Origin of the sequence: Chryseobacterium defluvii, from assembly GCF_003634775.1 — a bacterium.
Classification (GTDB): domain Bacteria; phylum Bacteroidota; class Bacteroidia; order Flavobacteriales; family Weeksellaceae; genus Chryseobacterium; species Chryseobacterium defluvii.
This window is the reverse complement of sequence record NZ_RBXB01000001.1, coordinates 437,815-453,807: the sequence shown is the minus strand read 5'-3', so window position 1 is coordinate 453,807 and position 15,993 is coordinate 437,815. Positions and strand designations below refer to the sequence as shown.

The 15,993-nt window shown below is 36.0% G+C and carries 18 protein-coding genes; 16 read left to right on the top strand and 2 right to left on the bottom strand.

Annotation, left to right across the window (positions count from 1 at the left end):
• Window positions 1–10 precede the first annotated feature (10 nt).
• The 4 genes from BCF58_RS02145 to proC all read left to right on the top strand — a co-directional run bounded on the left by BCF58_RS02145 (window position 11) and on the right by proC (window position 2,969).
• A complete protein-coding gene (locus BCF58_RS02145; protein ID WP_121460149.1) occupies window positions 11–490 on the top strand; it encodes a hypothetical protein in 480 nt (159 codons plus the stop codon).
• The gene (murB, locus tag BCF58_RS02140; protein WP_121460148.1) at window positions 487–1,497 is read left to right on the top strand and encodes a UDP-N-acetylmuramate dehydrogenase; all 1,011 of its coding nucleotides are present in this window, start codon (window positions 487–489) and stop codon (window positions 1,495–1,497) included. The genes BCF58_RS02145 and murB overlap by 4 nt, the downstream gene beginning before the upstream one ends.
• 92 nt (window positions 1,498–1,589) lie before the next feature.
• Window positions 1,590–2,153, top strand: coding sequence for a hypothetical protein (locus BCF58_RS02135; RefSeq protein WP_121460147.1), 564 nt, complete (start codon window positions 1,590–1,592; stop codon window positions 2,151–2,153).
• Between the two features lie 12 nt (window positions 2,154–2,165).
• Window positions 2,166–2,969, top strand: a complete 804-nt coding sequence (gene proC, locus BCF58_RS02130; protein WP_121460146.1) for a pyrroline-5-carboxylate reductase — start codon at window positions 2,166–2,168, stop codon at window positions 2,967–2,969.
• On the opposite strand, the gene BCF58_RS02125 is transcribed toward proC, so the two are convergent.
• On the bottom strand, window positions 2,958–3,371 hold the full coding sequence (locus BCF58_RS02125) for a VanZ family protein (protein WP_121460145.1): 414 nt from the start codon (window positions 3,369–3,371) through the stop codon (window positions 2,958–2,960). The two genes, proC and BCF58_RS02125, sit on opposite strands and share 12 nt — an antisense overlap.
• A 55-nt stretch (window positions 3,372–3,426) precedes the next feature.
• Between BCF58_RS02125 and lnt the strand changes: the two genes are divergently transcribed.
• From lnt to BCF58_RS02085, 8 genes are all read left to right on the top strand, one after another.
• Complete coding sequence (lnt, locus tag BCF58_RS02120) at window positions 3,427–5,058, top strand: apolipoprotein N-acyltransferase (protein ID WP_121460144.1); 1,632 nt, start codon at window positions 3,427–3,429, stop codon at window positions 5,056–5,058.
• Window positions 5,059–5,189: 131 nt separating this feature from the next.
• A complete protein-coding gene (gene rpmB / locus BCF58_RS02115; RefSeq protein WP_121460143.1) occupies window positions 5,190–5,426 on the top strand; it encodes a 50S ribosomal protein L28 in 237 nt (78 codons plus the stop codon).
• A gap of 10 nt (window positions 5,427–5,436) precedes the next feature.
• The gene (gene rpmG, locus BCF58_RS02110) at window positions 5,437–5,619 is read left to right on the top strand and encodes a 50S ribosomal protein L33 (protein ID WP_053327078.1); all 183 of its coding nucleotides are present in this window, start codon (window positions 5,437–5,439) and stop codon (window positions 5,617–5,619) included.
• Window positions 5,620–5,639: 20 nt separating this feature from the next.
• Window positions 5,640–5,792 carry a DUF4295 domain-containing protein gene (locus tag BCF58_RS02105; RefSeq protein ID WP_002976755.1) on the top strand — a complete coding sequence of 51 codons (153 nt, stop codon included), beginning with the start codon at window positions 5,640–5,642 and terminating at the stop codon, window positions 5,790–5,792.
• An 89-nt stretch (window positions 5,793–5,881) separates the two neighbouring features.
• Window positions 5,882–6,835 (top strand): MBL fold metallo-hydrolase, encoded by a 954-nt coding sequence (locus tag BCF58_RS02100; protein WP_121460142.1) that lies wholly within the window; start codon window positions 5,882–5,884, stop codon window positions 6,833–6,835.
• 139 nt (window positions 6,836–6,974) lie between these two features.
• Window positions 6,975–7,376 (top strand): RidA family protein, encoded by a 402-nt coding sequence (locus BCF58_RS02095; RefSeq protein WP_121460141.1) that lies wholly within the window; start codon window positions 6,975–6,977, stop codon window positions 7,374–7,376.
• A gap of 8 nt (window positions 7,377–7,384) precedes the next feature.
• The gene (gene ftsY / locus BCF58_RS02090; protein ID WP_121460140.1) at window positions 7,385–8,338 is read left to right on the top strand and encodes a signal recognition particle-docking protein FtsY; all 954 of its coding nucleotides are present in this window, start codon (window positions 7,385–7,387) and stop codon (window positions 8,336–8,338) included.
• Window positions 8,339–8,406: 68 nt separating this feature from the next.
• The gene (locus BCF58_RS02085) at window positions 8,407–8,661 is read left to right on the top strand and encodes a GlsB/YeaQ/YmgE family stress response membrane protein (protein ID WP_121460139.1); all 255 of its coding nucleotides are present in this window, start codon (window positions 8,407–8,409) and stop codon (window positions 8,659–8,661) included.
• A gap of 66 nt (window positions 8,662–8,727) precedes the next feature.
• Here the strand turns inward: BCF58_RS02085 and sppA are convergent, their stop codons facing one another.
• Window positions 8,728–10,479 carry a signal peptide peptidase SppA gene (sppA, locus tag BCF58_RS02080; RefSeq protein WP_121460138.1) on the bottom strand — a complete coding sequence of 584 codons (1,752 nt, stop codon included), beginning with the start codon at window positions 10,477–10,479 and terminating at the stop codon, window positions 8,728–8,730.
• 20 nt (window positions 10,480–10,499) lie between these two features.
• Here sppA and folK point away from each other — a divergent pair, with 20 nt between their 5' ends.
• The 4 genes from folK (at window position 10,500) to BCF58_RS02060 (ending at window position 15,902) form a co-directional block, all read left to right on the top strand.
• The gene (gene folK, locus BCF58_RS02075) at window positions 10,500–10,925 is read left to right on the top strand and encodes a 2-amino-4-hydroxy-6-hydroxymethyldihydropteridine diphosphokinase (protein WP_121460137.1); all 426 of its coding nucleotides are present in this window, start codon (window positions 10,500–10,502) and stop codon (window positions 10,923–10,925) included.
• Window positions 10,926–10,935: 10 nt separating this feature from the next.
• Window positions 10,936–12,441, top strand: a complete 1,506-nt coding sequence (locus BCF58_RS02070) for an OmpA family protein (RefSeq protein ID WP_121460136.1) — start codon at window positions 10,936–10,938, stop codon at window positions 12,439–12,441.
• A gap of 33 nt (window positions 12,442–12,474) precedes the next feature.
• A complete protein-coding gene (locus tag BCF58_RS02065; protein WP_121460135.1) occupies window positions 12,475–13,923 on the top strand; it encodes an OmpA family protein in 1,449 nt (482 codons plus the stop codon).
• A gap of 77 nt (window positions 13,924–14,000) precedes the next feature.
• Window positions 14,001–15,902, top strand: coding sequence for a RecQ family ATP-dependent DNA helicase (locus BCF58_RS02060; protein WP_121460134.1), 1,902 nt, complete (start codon window positions 14,001–14,003; stop codon window positions 15,900–15,902).
• Window positions 15,903–15,993: the final 91 nt, after the last annotated feature.

Below are 15,993 nucleotides of genomic sequence, written 5' to 3'. Positions count from 1 at the left end.
ATAATATAAAATGTCAGTAATATTTATAAATACTTTGAAAATAGTCTTTTCAACATTTTTATTGCTGACATTTTTTTCATGTCAAAAAACAGAAACAAAACCTATTAATAATAATTCTGACAGCATTACATTGATAAGCCTGTCATATATTGGCGGAAGTGCGGGAAACTACAGAATTATCAAAGTTACAAAGGATTCTATTCATGCTGAACGCGGGATGACTGCCCGTAAGGTTCATCATCAAAAAAACCTGGCTCTGGCTCCTAAAGTCTGGACACAACTTATCTCGTCTATCGATATCAAGAGCTTGGATAAGATTGAAAGTTCGGCAAGCATACAGTCATTGGACGGAATAGATGAGACTTTTCAGATCAAAACTCCGAAAAAGTCTTACATTTATGTCAACTCTTATAATGATACCATCCATTACAGGCAGTTACAAAAATTTAAAGATCAATTAGAAAAAATTCTTCCGAAAGAATATCAATAAACATGCACGAAAATTTCTCTTTACAACCATACAATACTTTTGGCGTAGAAGCTAAAGCAAAATATTTTACCGAAGTCAGAACGATTGAAGAATTAAAAAATACTCTTTCGGAAAACTCCCAGCCTTTGCTTTTTTTAGGTGGCGGAAGTAATGTGTTACTAACAAAAGATTTCGACGGACTTGCTATTAAAATCAATTTAAAAGGAATTTCTGAAGAAGGCTCAGATGAAAATCATATTCTGGTAACCGCAAAAGCAGGAGAAAACTGGCATGAGTTTGTGATGCATTGTCTTGAAAAAAATTACGGTGGCTTAGAAAACCTTTCCCTTATTCCGGGAAATGTGGGCACTTCACCTATGCAGAATATTGGTGCTTACGGAACAGAGATAAAAGATGTCTTTGTAAAATGTACCGTTTTGAATCTGGAAAACATGGAGATTGAGACATTCAATCTTGAGCAGTGCAGATTCGGGTACAGGGATTCCATCTTTAAGCAGGAAGGTAAAGGAAAGTACGTCATCTTAGAGGTCACATTTAAACTAACGAAAAAAGCACATGTTATTAAAACCGAATATGGTGCTATCCAGTCCGAATTGGAGAAATTAAACATCGAAAACCCGACTATCCAGGATGTTTCCAAAGCGGTCATCCATATCAGGCAAAGCAAATTGCCGGACCCAAAAGAAATTGGTAATGCCGGAAGCTTCTTTAAAAACCCAACAATACCTTTGGCCCAGTTTGAAAAATTAAAGCAAAATTTTGAAAATATTCAGGGGTATCCTAATGGAAATATGGTAAAGGTTCCTGCAGGATGGCTTATTGAGCAATGCGGATGGAAAGGAAAGCAAATCGGAAACGTTGCCACACATAAGCTCCAATCTTTAGTCATCATCAATGCAACCGGAAATGCAACCGGGAAGGAAATCTTCGATTTTTCCACCGAGATCATCAATTCCGTAAAAGAAAAATTCGGAATTGAACTGGAAAGAGAGGTCAATATTATATAAAGGTTAATTTTTCATTTTGTTCTTAACATCTGCTTCAATAACCCACATAACTTATTGAAAAATAGATTATTTTAGCATATCAAATCTTCAATATGGGAAAAACTTTATCTGACGCCGGGTTTAATCAACTGATTCAGAAACATATTGATAAAAATAATTTTGTTAAGATTTATCTTTCTGAAAAAAGCCCTGATGAATGCATATTTGGATTTATTCTTAAAAGATCTGATGAATTTTTAATGGTTCAGGAGGTTTCAGATTTTATGTTGACAGGTATTAAAATAATTCCCCAGGAACGAATATTAAGCATCAGATGCAACAAATATGACAAGACGCAGAAAAAGATTTTATCTGAAGAGCATCTCATCCAATTCAATCACAAAGCCATCGGGAATACATCGCTCAAAAACCCGGAATCTCTTTTTAAATCATTAAAAAAACAGGATTTCCATTGTAGCATTGAAAGCAGCAGAAAGAAAAAAGGGTTTTCAATAGGAGAAATCACAGTAGTGAATGAGACATCCGTACTCATCCGAAATTATGACCCGACCGGAAAGCTGGATAAAAAACCCCATAAAATTTCTTTCAAAAAGATAGAAATGGTTACTTTTAACGATAATTACACACTGATTTTCAGAAAACATCTTAAAGAATAGACACTAATCCATATGAAAATAGCTATTTTAGGAGCGGGAAACATGGGCTTATCTTTTTCAAAATCCTTTTTGAAATACGAACTTATAAAACCTGAGAACCTTCAATTAATCACACGAAACGAATCCAGATTAGCAAAAATATCAGAAGAATTTCCTCATTCCAGGATTTCTGTTTTTCAAGATGTTAAAGAAATAGATGCTGACCTTATTATTATTGCTGTAAAACCTCAGGACTTCCAATACGTTGCCGAAAACATCAGATTTACCTTAAAAGAGAACCAGATGGTTTTATCCATCATGGCAGGAATAAAGATTGAAAAGATCCAGAAACTTCTTCATCATCCTCTTGTGGTAAGAGCAATGCCCAATTCTCCTACCCTTTTAGGAATGGGAATCACCGGATATACTTCAGCAGACGGTATTTCTTTCAGCCAGCTAATCAATATTGAAAGATTGCTGAACAGTACCGGAAGATCTGTTTATCTGGAAAACGAAGACCTGCTGAATGGCGTTACTGCGCTTTCCGGAAGCGGACCCGCTTATTTCTATTATATTATTGATGCCATGATCAAGGCAGGAATCGAAATGGGTATTGAAGAAAACCTTTCCAAGCTCTTTGTAAAACAAACTATGCTGGGAGCCTATCACCTTATCAACAATTCTGATAAAAATTTAGAAGAGCTCATTAAGGATGTTGCATCCAAAGGTGGGACTACTGAGGCTGCATTAAGAACCTTCGAAGAAAACAACTTCAAAGAAATCCTGAAAAAAGGTATTTTAAACGCTGAAAAACGGGCTCAGGAACTAAACGGCTAATTTATTTTCAATTTGTTTGCACATCAACCATCCTAAATACACTCCGAAAGTATTGAGGATAACATCGTCTACTTCAAAAATCCCCATTCTGGTAAAATACTGGAGAGCTTCTACAATAATGATCGCTGACATAAATGTAAAAAGCAGGCTTTTCAAATCTTTCAATTGAGGAAAAATCCAGCCCAAAAACCCGAATGGAATAAACATCACGATATTCCCCAGTACAATAATGATGATATCTTTCCATGAAATTGTTCCTTCAATAAATTTGATGGTGGATAGGATCGGTTCCAATCTTACCACATTATCATCGTATTGATATCTTCCCATGCCTAAAAACATGAGATAAAGTAAAAACAACGTGTAAGGAACAATCAATATTTTGTAAAATTTCTTTAACATCAATTGCAAATTTATTCATTTCAAAAACATTAAATTTGTATGTTAATTTAATTTAATGAAATACGTTTTACTTACGCTCATTTCAGCGATGCTGCTGTCCATTTCATGGCCTACTTACGGTGTTCCGTTTTTTATATTCTTTGCACTTGTTCCTCTTTTGATGATGGAACACGGAATTTCCAAATTTTCAAGTTATAAAAGAAAAGGCTGGATTGTTTTCGGACTCTCCTACTTGTGCTTTATCATCTGGAATATTGTCACTACAGGTTGGCTCTACGGCTCCAAAAATCCGGACGGAAGCCATTCCCTGATGGCAGTAGTATTTCCGGTTCTGGTAAACTCTCTGTTATATTCTTTGATTTTCCAATGTTACCATTGGTATAAAAATGCACAGGGAACGTACTGGGGGCTTGCCTTTTTCGTGGCAATCTGGATGAGCTTTGAAAAATTCCACATGGCATGGGAACTCACCTGGCCCTGGCTAAATCTGGGAAATGTATTTTCAGAATACCCCAGACTTATTCAATGGTATGATACATTGGGAGCAACAGGAGGAAGCTTCTGGATTTTAGTGATCAACGTGTTCTTATTTTATACCGTAAGAACCTGGGAGGCCGGAAGAAAAAGAAAGGATTTAATAAAAAACATATCCATTGCAGCTCTTCTTATTATCCTCCCTATGATCATTTCATTGATAAAGTATAGCAGCTTTGATGAAAAACCCACAGGTCAGGTAAACGTTTTATTATTACAGCCGGAGCTTGATCCCTATAATGAAAAATACCTGAAAGACAGCCTTACCATAGAAAATGATCTTTTAAGCCTTGCCGAAAAAAATTCAACGGGAAAAATAGATTATTATATCGCTCCTGAAACAGCGATCCCCGGAAGAGGTTCCATTTCCGAAACTGCTTTTGAAAAAAGTTTTCTTTTAAACAATATTAAAGATTTCTTATCCAAACATCCCGGTTCCGTTTTTGCTACGGGGATTTCCTCCCACCGTTACTATTTCGGCCAGCAGGATTTACCCAAAGAAGCCTATCAGATCAATTCCGGAGTATGGGTGGAAAGCTATAATTCTGCAGTACAGATCATCCCTGGCCAGAAAGTGGAAGTCTATCATAAAGGAAAGCTTGTACCCGGTGTCGAGATCTTTCCGTACATGAATGTCTTAAAACCTGTTTTAGGTGATGCAATGCTCAATTTGGGCGGAACAGTGGCTTCATTAGGTATAGACAAAGAAAGAGTTGCTTTTGCTAACCCTTACAACAAAGGAAAAATGGCTCCTATCATTTGTTATGAAAGCATTTACGGTGAATTTGTGACCGATTACGTGAAAAAGGGAGCTAATTTCTTAGCTATCATGACGAATGACTCCTGGTGGGGCGTTACGGAAGGCCATAAACAATTACTTTCTTATGCCAGGCTAAGGGCTATAGAAACCCGGAGAGAAATTGCACGTTCTGCCAACAGCGGTATTTCTGCTCACATTGATGCAAAAGGAGATGTAATAGCTGATACTTTTTACGGCGATCAGACCACTTTATTTGCCAAAGTTAATTTGTATGACAAGCAGACTTTTTATACAAGAGCGGGGGATCTGTTATCGAGAATTTCGATTTTTGCATTAGGATTTCTGTTATTTTATTTCCTGATCAAATGGTTCCAGAGAAAGACGGCGAAATAGCACCTTAAAATCTCAATTATTAAAAAAATAATCTTAACTATTTGGAAAATAAATTTTAAAACATTTGTCTATCTAAAAAATTCTTCGTTATTTTGCACTCTCAAATATTATACAAATAAGAACATCGAGATATGTCAAGAATTTGCCAAATAACAGGAAAGCGTGCAATGGTTGGTAACAACGTTTCTCACGCTAATAACAAAACGAAGCGTCGTTTTGAAATTAACTTATTGGAGAAGAAGTTTTACCTTCCAGAGCAAGATAAGCACGTAACGTTAAAAGTTTCAGCTCATGGATTGAGAGTGATTAACAAGATTGGAATTGAAGAAGCTCTTGAAAGAGCAGCAAGAAACGGATTTATTAAATAATTAAGAAATCATGGCAAAAAAAGGAAACAGAGTTCAAGTAATTCTTGAATGTACAGAGCATAAAGAAAGCGGTATGCCAGGAATGTCAAGATACATTTCTACTAAAAATAAAAAGAACACTACGGAGAGATTAGAACTTAAAAAGTATAATCCTGTTCTTAAGAAATATACTGTTCACAAAGAAATCAAGTAATTTATAAAATATAATTTACCATGGCAAAGAAAGTAGTAGCAACCCTACAAAGCGGTCAGTCAAAAAAAATGACTAAAGTTGTGAAAATGGTGAAGTCATCTAAATCAGGTGCTTACGTTTTCGAAGAAAAAGTAATGAATGCAGACGAAGTAGACGGTTATTTGAAAAAATAATCCACACTTTATTTACAATATAAAAACTACCCGGAATCCGGGTAGTTTTTTTTTATTCTATTCAAATACTTATTTTCGTAAGAAAATACATGATGAAAAAACTCCTATTGTATATATCTGCTCTTTTATACATAAGCAATTCCTGTAGTAAGTCAACATTAAAACAACCCGCTGTCCACAAAACAGGAGTGCAACTGATCGTTCTGGGCAATGTTCAGGACGCAGGTTCCCCACAGATAGGATGCCAAAAGAAATGTTGTGAAAAACTATGGCGCGAGCCTGATTTGAAGAGAAAAATAATCTCTATTGGTGTAATGGATCACCGACTTCAAAAAAATTACATTTTTGATGCCAGTCCCGATATTACCTATCAGCTGCAAATGTTACAGCAAAACAATAAAACATCAGGAACAGTAGACGGAGTCTTCATAACCCATGCCCACATAGGCCATTATACAGGATTAATGTATCTAGGTAAAGAGGCTATGTCTTCCAAAAATGTTCCCGTCTATGCCATGCCGAAATTTGCTTCTTTCCTGGAAAACAATGGACCATGGTCACAATTGATCAGTCTAAAGAATATAACGGTCAAGAAAATGGAAAACGAAAAACCTGTTGTTTTAAGTCCGTCTTTAAAGATAACACCGATCCAGGTACCACATCGTGATGAATTTTCAGAAACAGTAGGATATGTGATAGAAGGCCCTGAGAAAAAGGCATTATTCATTCCCGATATTGATAAATGGAAGAAGTGGAAATATAATATTGTAGATTTTGTAAAAAAAGTTGATTATGCCTTTCTTGATGCTACATTTTACAATGCAGATGAAATCGGGAACCGGGATATTTCTACTATTCCCCACCCTTTAGTGGAAGAAAGCATGGAGCTATTTAAAGACCTGAAGCCGGAAGAGAAAAAGAGAGTATATTTTATTCACTTCAACCATACTAATAATCTACTGATTCCGGATAGCCCAGAAAGCAAAACAGTCCTTAAAAACGGATATCATATTGCAAGGATGGGAGACATTGTGGAGCTCTGATTTTAACGGATGATAACTTCAATTAAGGAAGTTTTTTTGCTATCTTTGCTCACCGGATTATTAATCAATTTATTATGAAAAAGATTCTTGTTCCGGTTTTACAATAATTTTTCTATTTTCATTCAGTCAGAAGAAAACAATGAACCATATAGAATATAAAAATTCTTCAAAAGTTTTTACCATTCAAGGATTATCAAAGTCCGTAAGTATTGACTGCGGAAATTCTACTATGATTCTTTTGTCGGGGCAGGCTCCGTTAGATGCAGAAGGTAACTTGGTTGGAAATGACGTTACGAAGCAGACCCAGCAGATTTTTAAAAACATTGAAAATATTCTGAAAGAATATGGAGCTACCGGAAAAAATATTGTAAAATTAGGAATTTTCATTACAGATATTTCGAAGACACCGGACTTCAGAAAAGTCCGGGATTTATATATCAACCTTCAAAACCCTCCTGTAAGCAGCCTCATAGAAGTAAGCCGTCTTTTCAGAGATGATATACTTATAGAAATAGAAGCTACAGCAGTTATTAATAAATAAGAAAAACTATGAGTTGGTTTAAGAATATTTTCAAAAAAGAAGAAAAAGAAACGTTAGATAAAGGATTGGAAAAATCCAGCCAGGGTTTCTTTGAAAAAATGACGAAAGCCGTAGTCGGTAAAAGCAAAGTAGATGATGAAGTACTGGATGATCTGGAAGAAGTGCTTATCGCTTCCGATGTAGGTGCATCAACTACTATTAAAATCATAGAAAGAATTGAAGAGCGTGTTGCCAGAGACAAATATGTAAGTATAAGTGAGCTGGACAAAATACTCCGTGAAGAGATCACAGGCTTACTGTTGGAAAACCCTCATGCGGGAACCGGAAATATCGACACCACCAAAAAGCCCTATGTAATTATGGTGGTAGGAGTAAATGGTGTCGGAAAAACCACTACCATAGGAAAATTGGCTCATCAGTTTAAATCTGAAGGAAAAAAAGTGATTCTGGGAGCTGCAGATACTTTCAGAGCAGCCGCCGTGGATCAGTTAACCATCTGGAGCGAAAGAGTGGGCGTTCCTATCGTTAAGCAAAATATGGGTTCAGACCCTGCTTCTGTTGCCTTTGATACTGTACAAAGTGCTGTTGCGCAGGATGCAGACGTCGTAATTATTGATACTGCAGGAAGGCTTCATAATAAAATCAATTTAATGAACGAGCTTTCAAAAATCAAAAGAGTGATGCAAAAGGTAATTCCTGATGCTCCTCATGAGATTTTACTGGTACTTGACGGTTCCACCGGACAGAATGCTTTTGAACAGGCAAAACAATTTACGGCAGCCACTGAGGTAAATGCATTAGCAGTTACCAAACTGGATGGTACAGCCAAAGGAGGTGTCGTTATAGGAATTTCCGATCAGTTTCAAATTCCTGTGAAATATATAGGTGTTGGCGAAAAGATGCAGGACCTTCAATTATTCAATGGTATAGAATTTGTTGACTCTTTTTTCAAGAAAAGATGATATTTATCATATTTTCCCTTACATTAGTAAACGCATTAATCAATTAATAATTTAAAAAATTTACGACTATGGGAATTTTAACTTGGATCATATTTGGTCTTATTGCAGGTGCAATTGCGAAACTTATTATGCCGGGAACACAAGGTGGAGGATGGCTAATAACAATTATTTTAGGGATCGTCGGAGCTTTTGTCGGAGGATTTATTGGCAGTATGCTGGGTTGGGGAACAGTAGACGACTTTGACTTCAGGAGCATGCTATTAGCAGTGGGAGGAGCATTAATCGTACTCTGGATCTACGGAATGGCAACGAGGAAAAGCTAAAAATATTTAAAAAAATAAAATCCCGGATTTGAAATTCAAGTCCGGGATTTTTGTGTACAATATAGTTTAGTTAATTTTTATCTGGTAGGGCATTTCCATTTTTACTTCAGACTGCAGCTTTTTATCTGTAATCTGCTGAAGAATCTCATAATTGGCTTTGCCTATTTTATTTTTAATCACTCTTGCAGAAATATCTTCTTCATTCAGATCGCTGAAAACCTGCTCAAACGGAGACATTTTTTTAGGATAGGAGGCAACGTGATAAGACGTAAGCCCCGCCTTCTGAGCCGCAAACTTAATCGCATCGTTCAAAGTCCCCAATTCATCTACCAAACCGATTTCTTTGGCGCGAACACCACTCCATACTCTTCCTCCTCCAACGCTATCAATTTGCTCAAAGGTTTGCTTTCTGTTTTGTGTTACAAAATGAACAAATCTTTTATAAGTTCCTTCCACACTTCTGGTAATTAAACTAACGCCATAAGGAGTAACTCCATTCAGGGATGAATAATACTGTGAATTGGCATTAGTGGAAACAATATCTGAGCGGATTCCGTTTTTATTGGCAATATCTTTAAAATAAGGGATTACCCCGAAAACACCGATAGACCCTGTAAGCGTATTAGGTTCGGAATAAATTTTATCTGCTGCCATAGCAATATAATATCCTCCGGAAGCTGCGTAATCTCCAAATGAAACAATCAATGGTTTTTTCTTTTTTAATTGCTGCAATTCAAACAAGATCTCATCCGAAGCATTCGCACTTCCTCCGGGAGAATTAATTCTGAATACAACAGCTTTCACTCTATCATTCTCCTGAAGCTCTTTGATATATTTAATATATTTTTCAGAATAAATTTCATTATACTCGTCTCCATTATTGATAGATCCTGAAGCATATAATACCGCCACTTTGTCCCCAGACTTATTTTCATCAGCATAAGAGCTGATATATTTCCCTAATGAAACCTTATTCAATTTATCATCCTCCTTTAAATTCAGCTGAGACTTCATCATTTCGTCATACTCCGTTTTCTGAATTAGCTTATCAGCCAGTCTGTATTTTAAACTTTGCTCAGGAATCATTCCATATAAGCTATCAACAACGGTTCTGAATTGAGCTGTATCAATCTTTCTTGAAGAGGCAATTCTTGTAGAGGTATTTTTCCAGATGTCATTTAATAAAGTGCTTAGCTGTTCTTTATTTTCGGGAGAAATATCATTTCTCAGGAAAGGTTCTACTGCAGATTTGAATTTTCCATGACGGATAACTTCAATTCCAATACCATATTTTTCAGCAAAATCTTTAAAAAATGTAACTTCTGTAGCCAATCCTTTCAGTTCAATCATTCCGGAAGGGTTCAAATAGTATTTATCTGCAACAGACCCTAAGTAATAAGAAGACTGTGAAACTACATTTCCGTACGCATATACAAATTTGCCACTCTTTTTAAAATCCTCAATAGCACTTCTCAAATCGTCAATTTGTGTAATTCCCGCATGCAGGTCATCAGCTTCAATACTTATTCCTTTAATATTATCGTCTGTTTTGGCCTTATTAATGGCCTCAAGTGCTTCATAGATTAACACATTTTTATTTTGGCTTTTTATATCGAACCAATCATTCTGTTCTTCAGTCGGACTATCAATAATATTGGTTTTTAAATTGATGGTCAATATAGAATTCTTCTTAATGATAGCCTTCTCTCCTCCCATGGAACTGAACACCAGCATCATTATAAAAAAGAAGAAAAATACGGCACACAGTATGAGAATTGCTACTATATTTGCCAAGACACTTTTAAAAAAACTTTTCATAAATCAATCATTTCAACAATATGTCGCAACAAAAAGTCGTTTTGTTACTGGGAAGTAATTTGGGAGACCCCCAAAAAAACCTGGAAGTCGCTATGGAAAAGCTCGAAAGCGGCAATATTGAAATATTAAAAAAAAGTGAAATATTAATTTCACTACCTGTAGAATTTGTTAGTTCCAATATTTTTTGTAATATTGCAACAATAATATTGACAGATCTTTCACCAATTCAACTACTTAATTTCATTAAAGGTATTGAGGTTGAAATGGGAAGAATAGATGATTCAAGAGTCTCAGGCGGGTATACAGACCGAGTCATAGACATTGACATCATTACGTACAATGAACTAAATTTTATATCAGAAAGATTAGAAGTCCCTCATAAAAAACATCTTTTTGAGAGAGAATTTTCTAAAATATTATTAAAAAATTTATCTAGGAAAACATAAAACATATTGTATGAAATTAGGTTTATTATTATTGGCCACGTTGCCTATTGCCACTTATGCTCAGGACAGTATTGCAGTAAATTCATCTAATGAATATCCGAATACTTTTTCCTCAGGTTCTGCCAATGTTCAACCTTTTAACAATTCAGCCAGAAGATTTAACGACTGGTCTATTTCCATTGGTGGTGGAGCTGCATTCATGGTACACTCAGACCTTACTTCTTTTTATGATAAGAAAGTAAACTGGGGATATAATGCATACGTGAGTTTAGATAAGCAAATCACCCATACTTTTGGATTAAGCTTAATCTATCAAAGAGGTGAAACAAAACAGCAGGCTCAACTTGAGGGTACTGCAGGAGTATTGGGTGGTATAGCTACTGCTACCACAAAGTATAATCAGGTTGCTTTAATGGGAGACATTAACTTTTCTAACTTATTAAGAAGAGTAGATAATCATTCTCCTTACAGATGGGCTTTACATGGTTATGCAGGTATCGGTTTCATGAATTTCAACACTTCCCTGCATGACAACAATGAATTCAGATGGAGTACATCTCCAGCTAGAATCCCGTTGTTTATTGACAAAAAGCTAGACATTGGTTCATTCTTTTACCAGGGAGGTATTGGTTTGAAGTATAAAGTATCCAGGCTTATTGACATTGAAGCAAGAACCATGTACATCATCAGTGGTGATGATGAATTTGACGGCGGTGGAAATGCAGGTCCTGCAGACTATGATCCTTCTTCAAAAGTCTCCAAGTATAACATGATTAATGACAAAAGGTCTGATAATCTGTGGACAGTAAACTTAGGACTATCTTTCAAATTAGGAAAACACCTTTCTCACTTAGCTTGGCATGACCCCTTACAAGAAGCTTATTACAGAGCTAATGTATTAGAGAATGCAACGACTGAACTTGTCGTTTGTGAAAAAGGAGATAATGACAATGACGGAGTTTGTGATGATTGGGACAGAGAGCTTAATACTCCTGCTGGCGCAAGAGTTGACGGAGCGGGTGTTGCTTTAGATATGGACCTTGATGGTGTTATCGACTTATATGATAAGTGTGTAACCGTTCCGGGGCCAGCTGACAACAATGGTTGTCCAACCACTGCTGCACCGGCACCAGCAAACACAGCTTCAACAATAGAAACAATTAATTCCGATTTCCAAGGTATAGAGTTTGAATTAAACAGCGATAAGATAAGACCTCAATCTTTTGAGAAACTAAATCATGCTGCTGATATTATCAAAACCTTAGATTCTAATAGCAAATATTTAGTAATCGGAGCTACAGATACCAGAGGATCAGACACATATAACCTGAATCTTTCACAAAAAAGAGCTAATGCTGTTGTGAAATATTTAACGGATAAAGGAGTTTCTTCCAGCATGCTTGTTGCAGAAGGTCGTGGAGAATCAGATTTAAAATATCCTGAATGTGACCCGGCAACAAAATGCCCTGAATGGAAAAATGAAGCAAACAGAAGAGTTTACTTTCAAGCAAAATAAAAATCATTTAATTAACTAAATAAAAAATACACTATGAAATTAAGTTTAGCAATTGTCGCATTAGCTTTAGCAATACCTACTGCTAGTTATGCACAGGACTCAACAGCAGTTTCAACTGGAGAATATCCTAACACATTTTCTTCAGGTTCTGCTAATGTATCTCCGTTTACCAATAGCTCTAAAAGATTTAATGACTGGTCAATTTCAGCAGGTGTAGGTGTACCTTTCGTTCAGTCGGCAGACTTAACATCTATTAAAAATGGTAATGGTAAAAACCTTTTCGGCTATTCTGCATATGTAAGTATTGACAAAGCTATTACTCATGCTTTTGGGTTAAAATTACAGTATGACAGAGGGGAAACCAGACAAGGATGGTTCAATACTAAAGATGCCGCTCCTGCCAATGCTTCCGCATATCAACAAGTGGGTGCAAGAACTCAGTATGATGCGATCTCATTATTAGGAGACATCAACTTCTCTAATCTTTTAAGAAGAGTTGACAATCATTCTCCTTTCAGATGGGCATTACACGGATATGCAGGTATTGGAACTTTAGCTTACAGAGCTTATCAGAAAGACGAAAACGGACAAAGATTAGCTACTGAGGTTAAACCGTTCAAACTAGGTTCTATGTTTGCACAGGCCGGAGCAGGTCTTAAATATAAGGTAAACAGAAGAATTGACATTGAAGGTAGAGTAATGTATGCGGTTACTGGTGATGATGAGTTTGATGGCGGAGGCTCTGCATATAGCGATATCAACAAGCGTGAAGAGCAGGTATCTGATAATTTCTTCAATGCAACTTTAGGGGTTTCCTTAAAGCTAGGAAAGCACGAATCCCACCTAATGTGGCATGACCCATTACAGGAAATTTATTACAAGCTAGATGTTTTGGCTAACAAAAATCAGGATATCGAAGTTTGTAAGAAAGGTGATGCTGATAATGACGGCGTTTGTGATGATTGGGACAGACAACTTGATACTCCGGCAGGTGCTAGAGTTGATGGTGCTGGTGTTGCTCTTGATACTGATTTGGATGGAGTAATTGATCTTTACGATAAATGTGTAACTGTTCCTGGACCAGTTGAAAACAACGGTTGTCCAACAACAACTGCCGGACCAGTGAAAGAAGAGGAAAGAACTTTAGAAGGAATCGAATTCGACTTGAATTCAGATAGAATTTTACCATCTAATACTCCTATCCTTAACAATGCTGTTAACTATATCAACTCTTCAACAGGTTCTTATAACGTAATCGGAGCTACAGATACAAGAGCTTCTGATGCTTATAACCAAAGATTATCTGAAAGAAGAGCCAATAATGTTAAAGATTATTTAATCAAAAACGGTGTTGAATCTGGTAAGCTTAACGCTATCGGTAGAGGTGAAAAAGATCTTAAGTATCCTGAATGTGAGCCTGCAACTAAATGTCCTGAATGGAAAAACAGAGCGAACAGAAGAGTATACTTCGAAGCAAAATAATAAACTTATTATGTAATATATAAAAGTCATGCTTTGCATGACTTTTTTTGTTGTCATACTTTCCTTATTTTTACCCTATGATTTCCTCTCAAGAATTCCAACAACTCAAATATGACACCCTCAAACACTTTTGGGGATATGATAGTTTTAGAGATTCTCAGGAAGAAATTATTGACTCTGTTATTACGGAAAAAGACACCCTGGTCTTATTACCGACAGGGGCTGGAAAATCATTATGCTATCAACTTCCTGCCTTATTAAAAGAAGGAGTCTGCCTTGTTATTTCCCCTTTATTGGCATTAATGAAGGATCAGGTTAACCAATTAAAGCATCGCGGCATTGAAGCAGAATATTTATCATCGGAATTGGAGGATGTTGATGCAGAACTGATATTCAACCGATGTAAAGAAGGCTTAATAAAATTGCTTTATATATCTCCGGAAAGATTGAGTAATGCTCAATTTCTCCAGAATGTTGAAGATATTCAGTTATCTTTTATTGCAGTAGATGAAGCTCACTGTATCTCCGAATGGGGGCAGGATTTCAGACCAAGTTATCAAAACATAAAAGAGTTCAGAAAAAATAATACCGGGATACCATGTCTGGCTTTAACAGCTACCGCCACTCCTAAAGTTCTTGAAGAAATTAAAATAAAACTTGAGCTTAAAAACGTTAATGTTTTTCAGAAAAGCTTTAAAAGGAAAAATATTAAAATTTTCACTGACGAAGTTTCTGACAAATTTCAGCGAGTCCTGGATATCTTAAAGTATAATTCAAATTCCGGTATTGTGTATGTAAGAACCAGAAAAGAAGCTGAGCTTCTTACTGCATTTTTGCAGAAAAATAATCTAAAAAACATAGACTTCTTCCATGCCGGATTGAAAACAAAAGAAAAAAATGCCAAGCAAAGTCTTTGGAATAACAGCAGCCAACATGTATTGATTTCTACCAATGCATTCGGCATGGGAATAGATAAAGACAATGTACGTTTTGTAATTCATTTTTCCCCCTCTTCTTCATTAGAAAATTATTATCAGGAAATTGGCAGAGCGGGAAGAGACGGAAAAGAGAGTTTTGCATTCTTGCTCTGGAATAAGCAGGAGCTCGTAAATTTTGATCAGATCTTAAAAAACCAGACCCCAAGCAAATCTGAATTTCAGAAGATTATCACCTATCTCTACTCTATTTTCCAGATTGCAGAATATGAATTACCGGAAAAAGTCTTTCAGCTTAATATGGCCGGAATTCAAAATTTCACCAAGCTCTCCACTGCCAAGATAAAAAATGTTTTAAATTTCCTTCACAATCAGGAAATCATTTATTTCAATGACAATAAAAGCTTATCATCCCTGGAATTGCTGATGCAGGCTGATGAAATTGACCAATTGCCTCAGAAAGACGCTTATTTCATTGAGCTTTTACTTCGTACGGTTTCAGGTATCACTTCTCATAAGGTAATGTTCAGTGAACAACAGGTAAGCAACAAGATAGGGGTTGGAATTCCTTTAATCAAGGAACGCCTTAAGGAACTTCATCAAAAAAATTACCTGGAATATGTGGATGGGGCATTGTCCAGTGTAAAATTTTTAAAGCCAAGAGATGAGAGAGCTGTCCAAGGAGCTTATTGGAATCTTTTCGAACATATTCAGAAAAATAAAATCCAGAAATGGGAGGAAATGAAATTTTATGTAGAAAATAAAGAGTACTGCAAAATGAGACTTATTCTTTCTTATTTTGGAGAAAAGAATTCAAAAAATTGTGATCAGTGTTCTGTTTGCGAACAGAATAAGCAGTCTATTTTCGGGAAAAACATTTCACTTCAAATCGTTGATTTGCTGGCTAAGAAACCTTCAACCATTGAAGAGCTTTCTGTACAACTCAGTTATCATCCTAAAGAAAACATTCTGGAAAATTTAATTTTTCTTTTAGATTCGGGGAAGGTAAAAATGTTGAATTTCAGAACGTATACTTTAGCATAAAATTTTGTCATTTATAGAATTTTGAGATTCTTCACTTCGCATTCGCTTCGTTCAGAATGACAGTATCAATTCTTTAATCTTTTAATCTTTC

Coding starts and splice junctions, on each gene's coding strand:
- BCF58_RS02145 (WP_121460149.1), top strand. CDS start 11: ATGTCAGTAATATTTATAAATACTTTGAAAATAGTCTTTTCAACATTT.
- BCF58_RS02135 (WP_121460147.1), top strand. CDS start 1,590: ATGGGAAAAACTTTATCTGACGCCGGGTTTAATCAACTGATTCAGAAA.
- proC (WP_121460146.1), top strand. CDS start 2,166: ATGAAAATAGCTATTTTAGGAGCGGGAAACATGGGCTTATCTTTTTCA.
- BCF58_RS02125 (WP_121460145.1), bottom strand. CDS start 3,371: ATGTTAAAGAAATTTTACAAAATATTGATTGTTCCTTACACGTTGTTT.
- lnt (WP_121460144.1), top strand. CDS start 3,427: ATGAAATACGTTTTACTTACGCTCATTTCAGCGATGCTGCTGTCCATT.
- rpmB (WP_121460143.1), top strand. CDS start 5,190: ATGTCAAGAATTTGCCAAATAACAGGAAAGCGTGCAATGGTTGGTAAC.
- rpmG (WP_053327078.1), top strand. CDS start 5,437: ATGGCAAAAAAAGGAAACAGAGTTCAAGTAATTCTTGAATGTACAGAG.
- BCF58_RS02105 (WP_002976755.1), top strand. CDS start 5,640: ATGGCAAAGAAAGTAGTAGCAACCCTACAAAGCGGTCAGTCAAAAAAA.
- BCF58_RS02100 (WP_121460142.1), top strand. CDS start 5,882: ATGATGAAAAAACTCCTATTGTATATATCTGCTCTTTTATACATAAGC.
- BCF58_RS02095 (WP_121460141.1), top strand. CDS start 6,975: ATGAACCATATAGAATATAAAAATTCTTCAAAAGTTTTTACCATTCAA.
- ftsY (WP_121460140.1), top strand. CDS start 7,385: ATGAGTTGGTTTAAGAATATTTTCAAAAAAGAAGAAAAAGAAACGTTA.
- BCF58_RS02085 (WP_121460139.1), top strand. CDS start 8,407: ATGGGAATTTTAACTTGGATCATATTTGGTCTTATTGCAGGTGCAATT.
- sppA (WP_121460138.1), bottom strand. CDS start 10,479: ATGAAAAGTTTTTTTAAAAGTGTCTTGGCAAATATAGTAGCAATTCTC.
- folK (WP_121460137.1), top strand. CDS start 10,500: ATGTCGCAACAAAAAGTCGTTTTGTTACTGGGAAGTAATTTGGGAGAC.
- BCF58_RS02070 (WP_121460136.1), top strand. CDS start 10,936: ATGAAATTAGGTTTATTATTATTGGCCACGTTGCCTATTGCCACTTAT.
- BCF58_RS02065 (WP_121460135.1), top strand. CDS start 12,475: ATGAAATTAAGTTTAGCAATTGTCGCATTAGCTTTAGCAATACCTACT.
- BCF58_RS02060 (WP_121460134.1), top strand. CDS start 14,001: ATGATTTCCTCTCAAGAATTCCAACAACTCAAATATGACACCCTCAAA.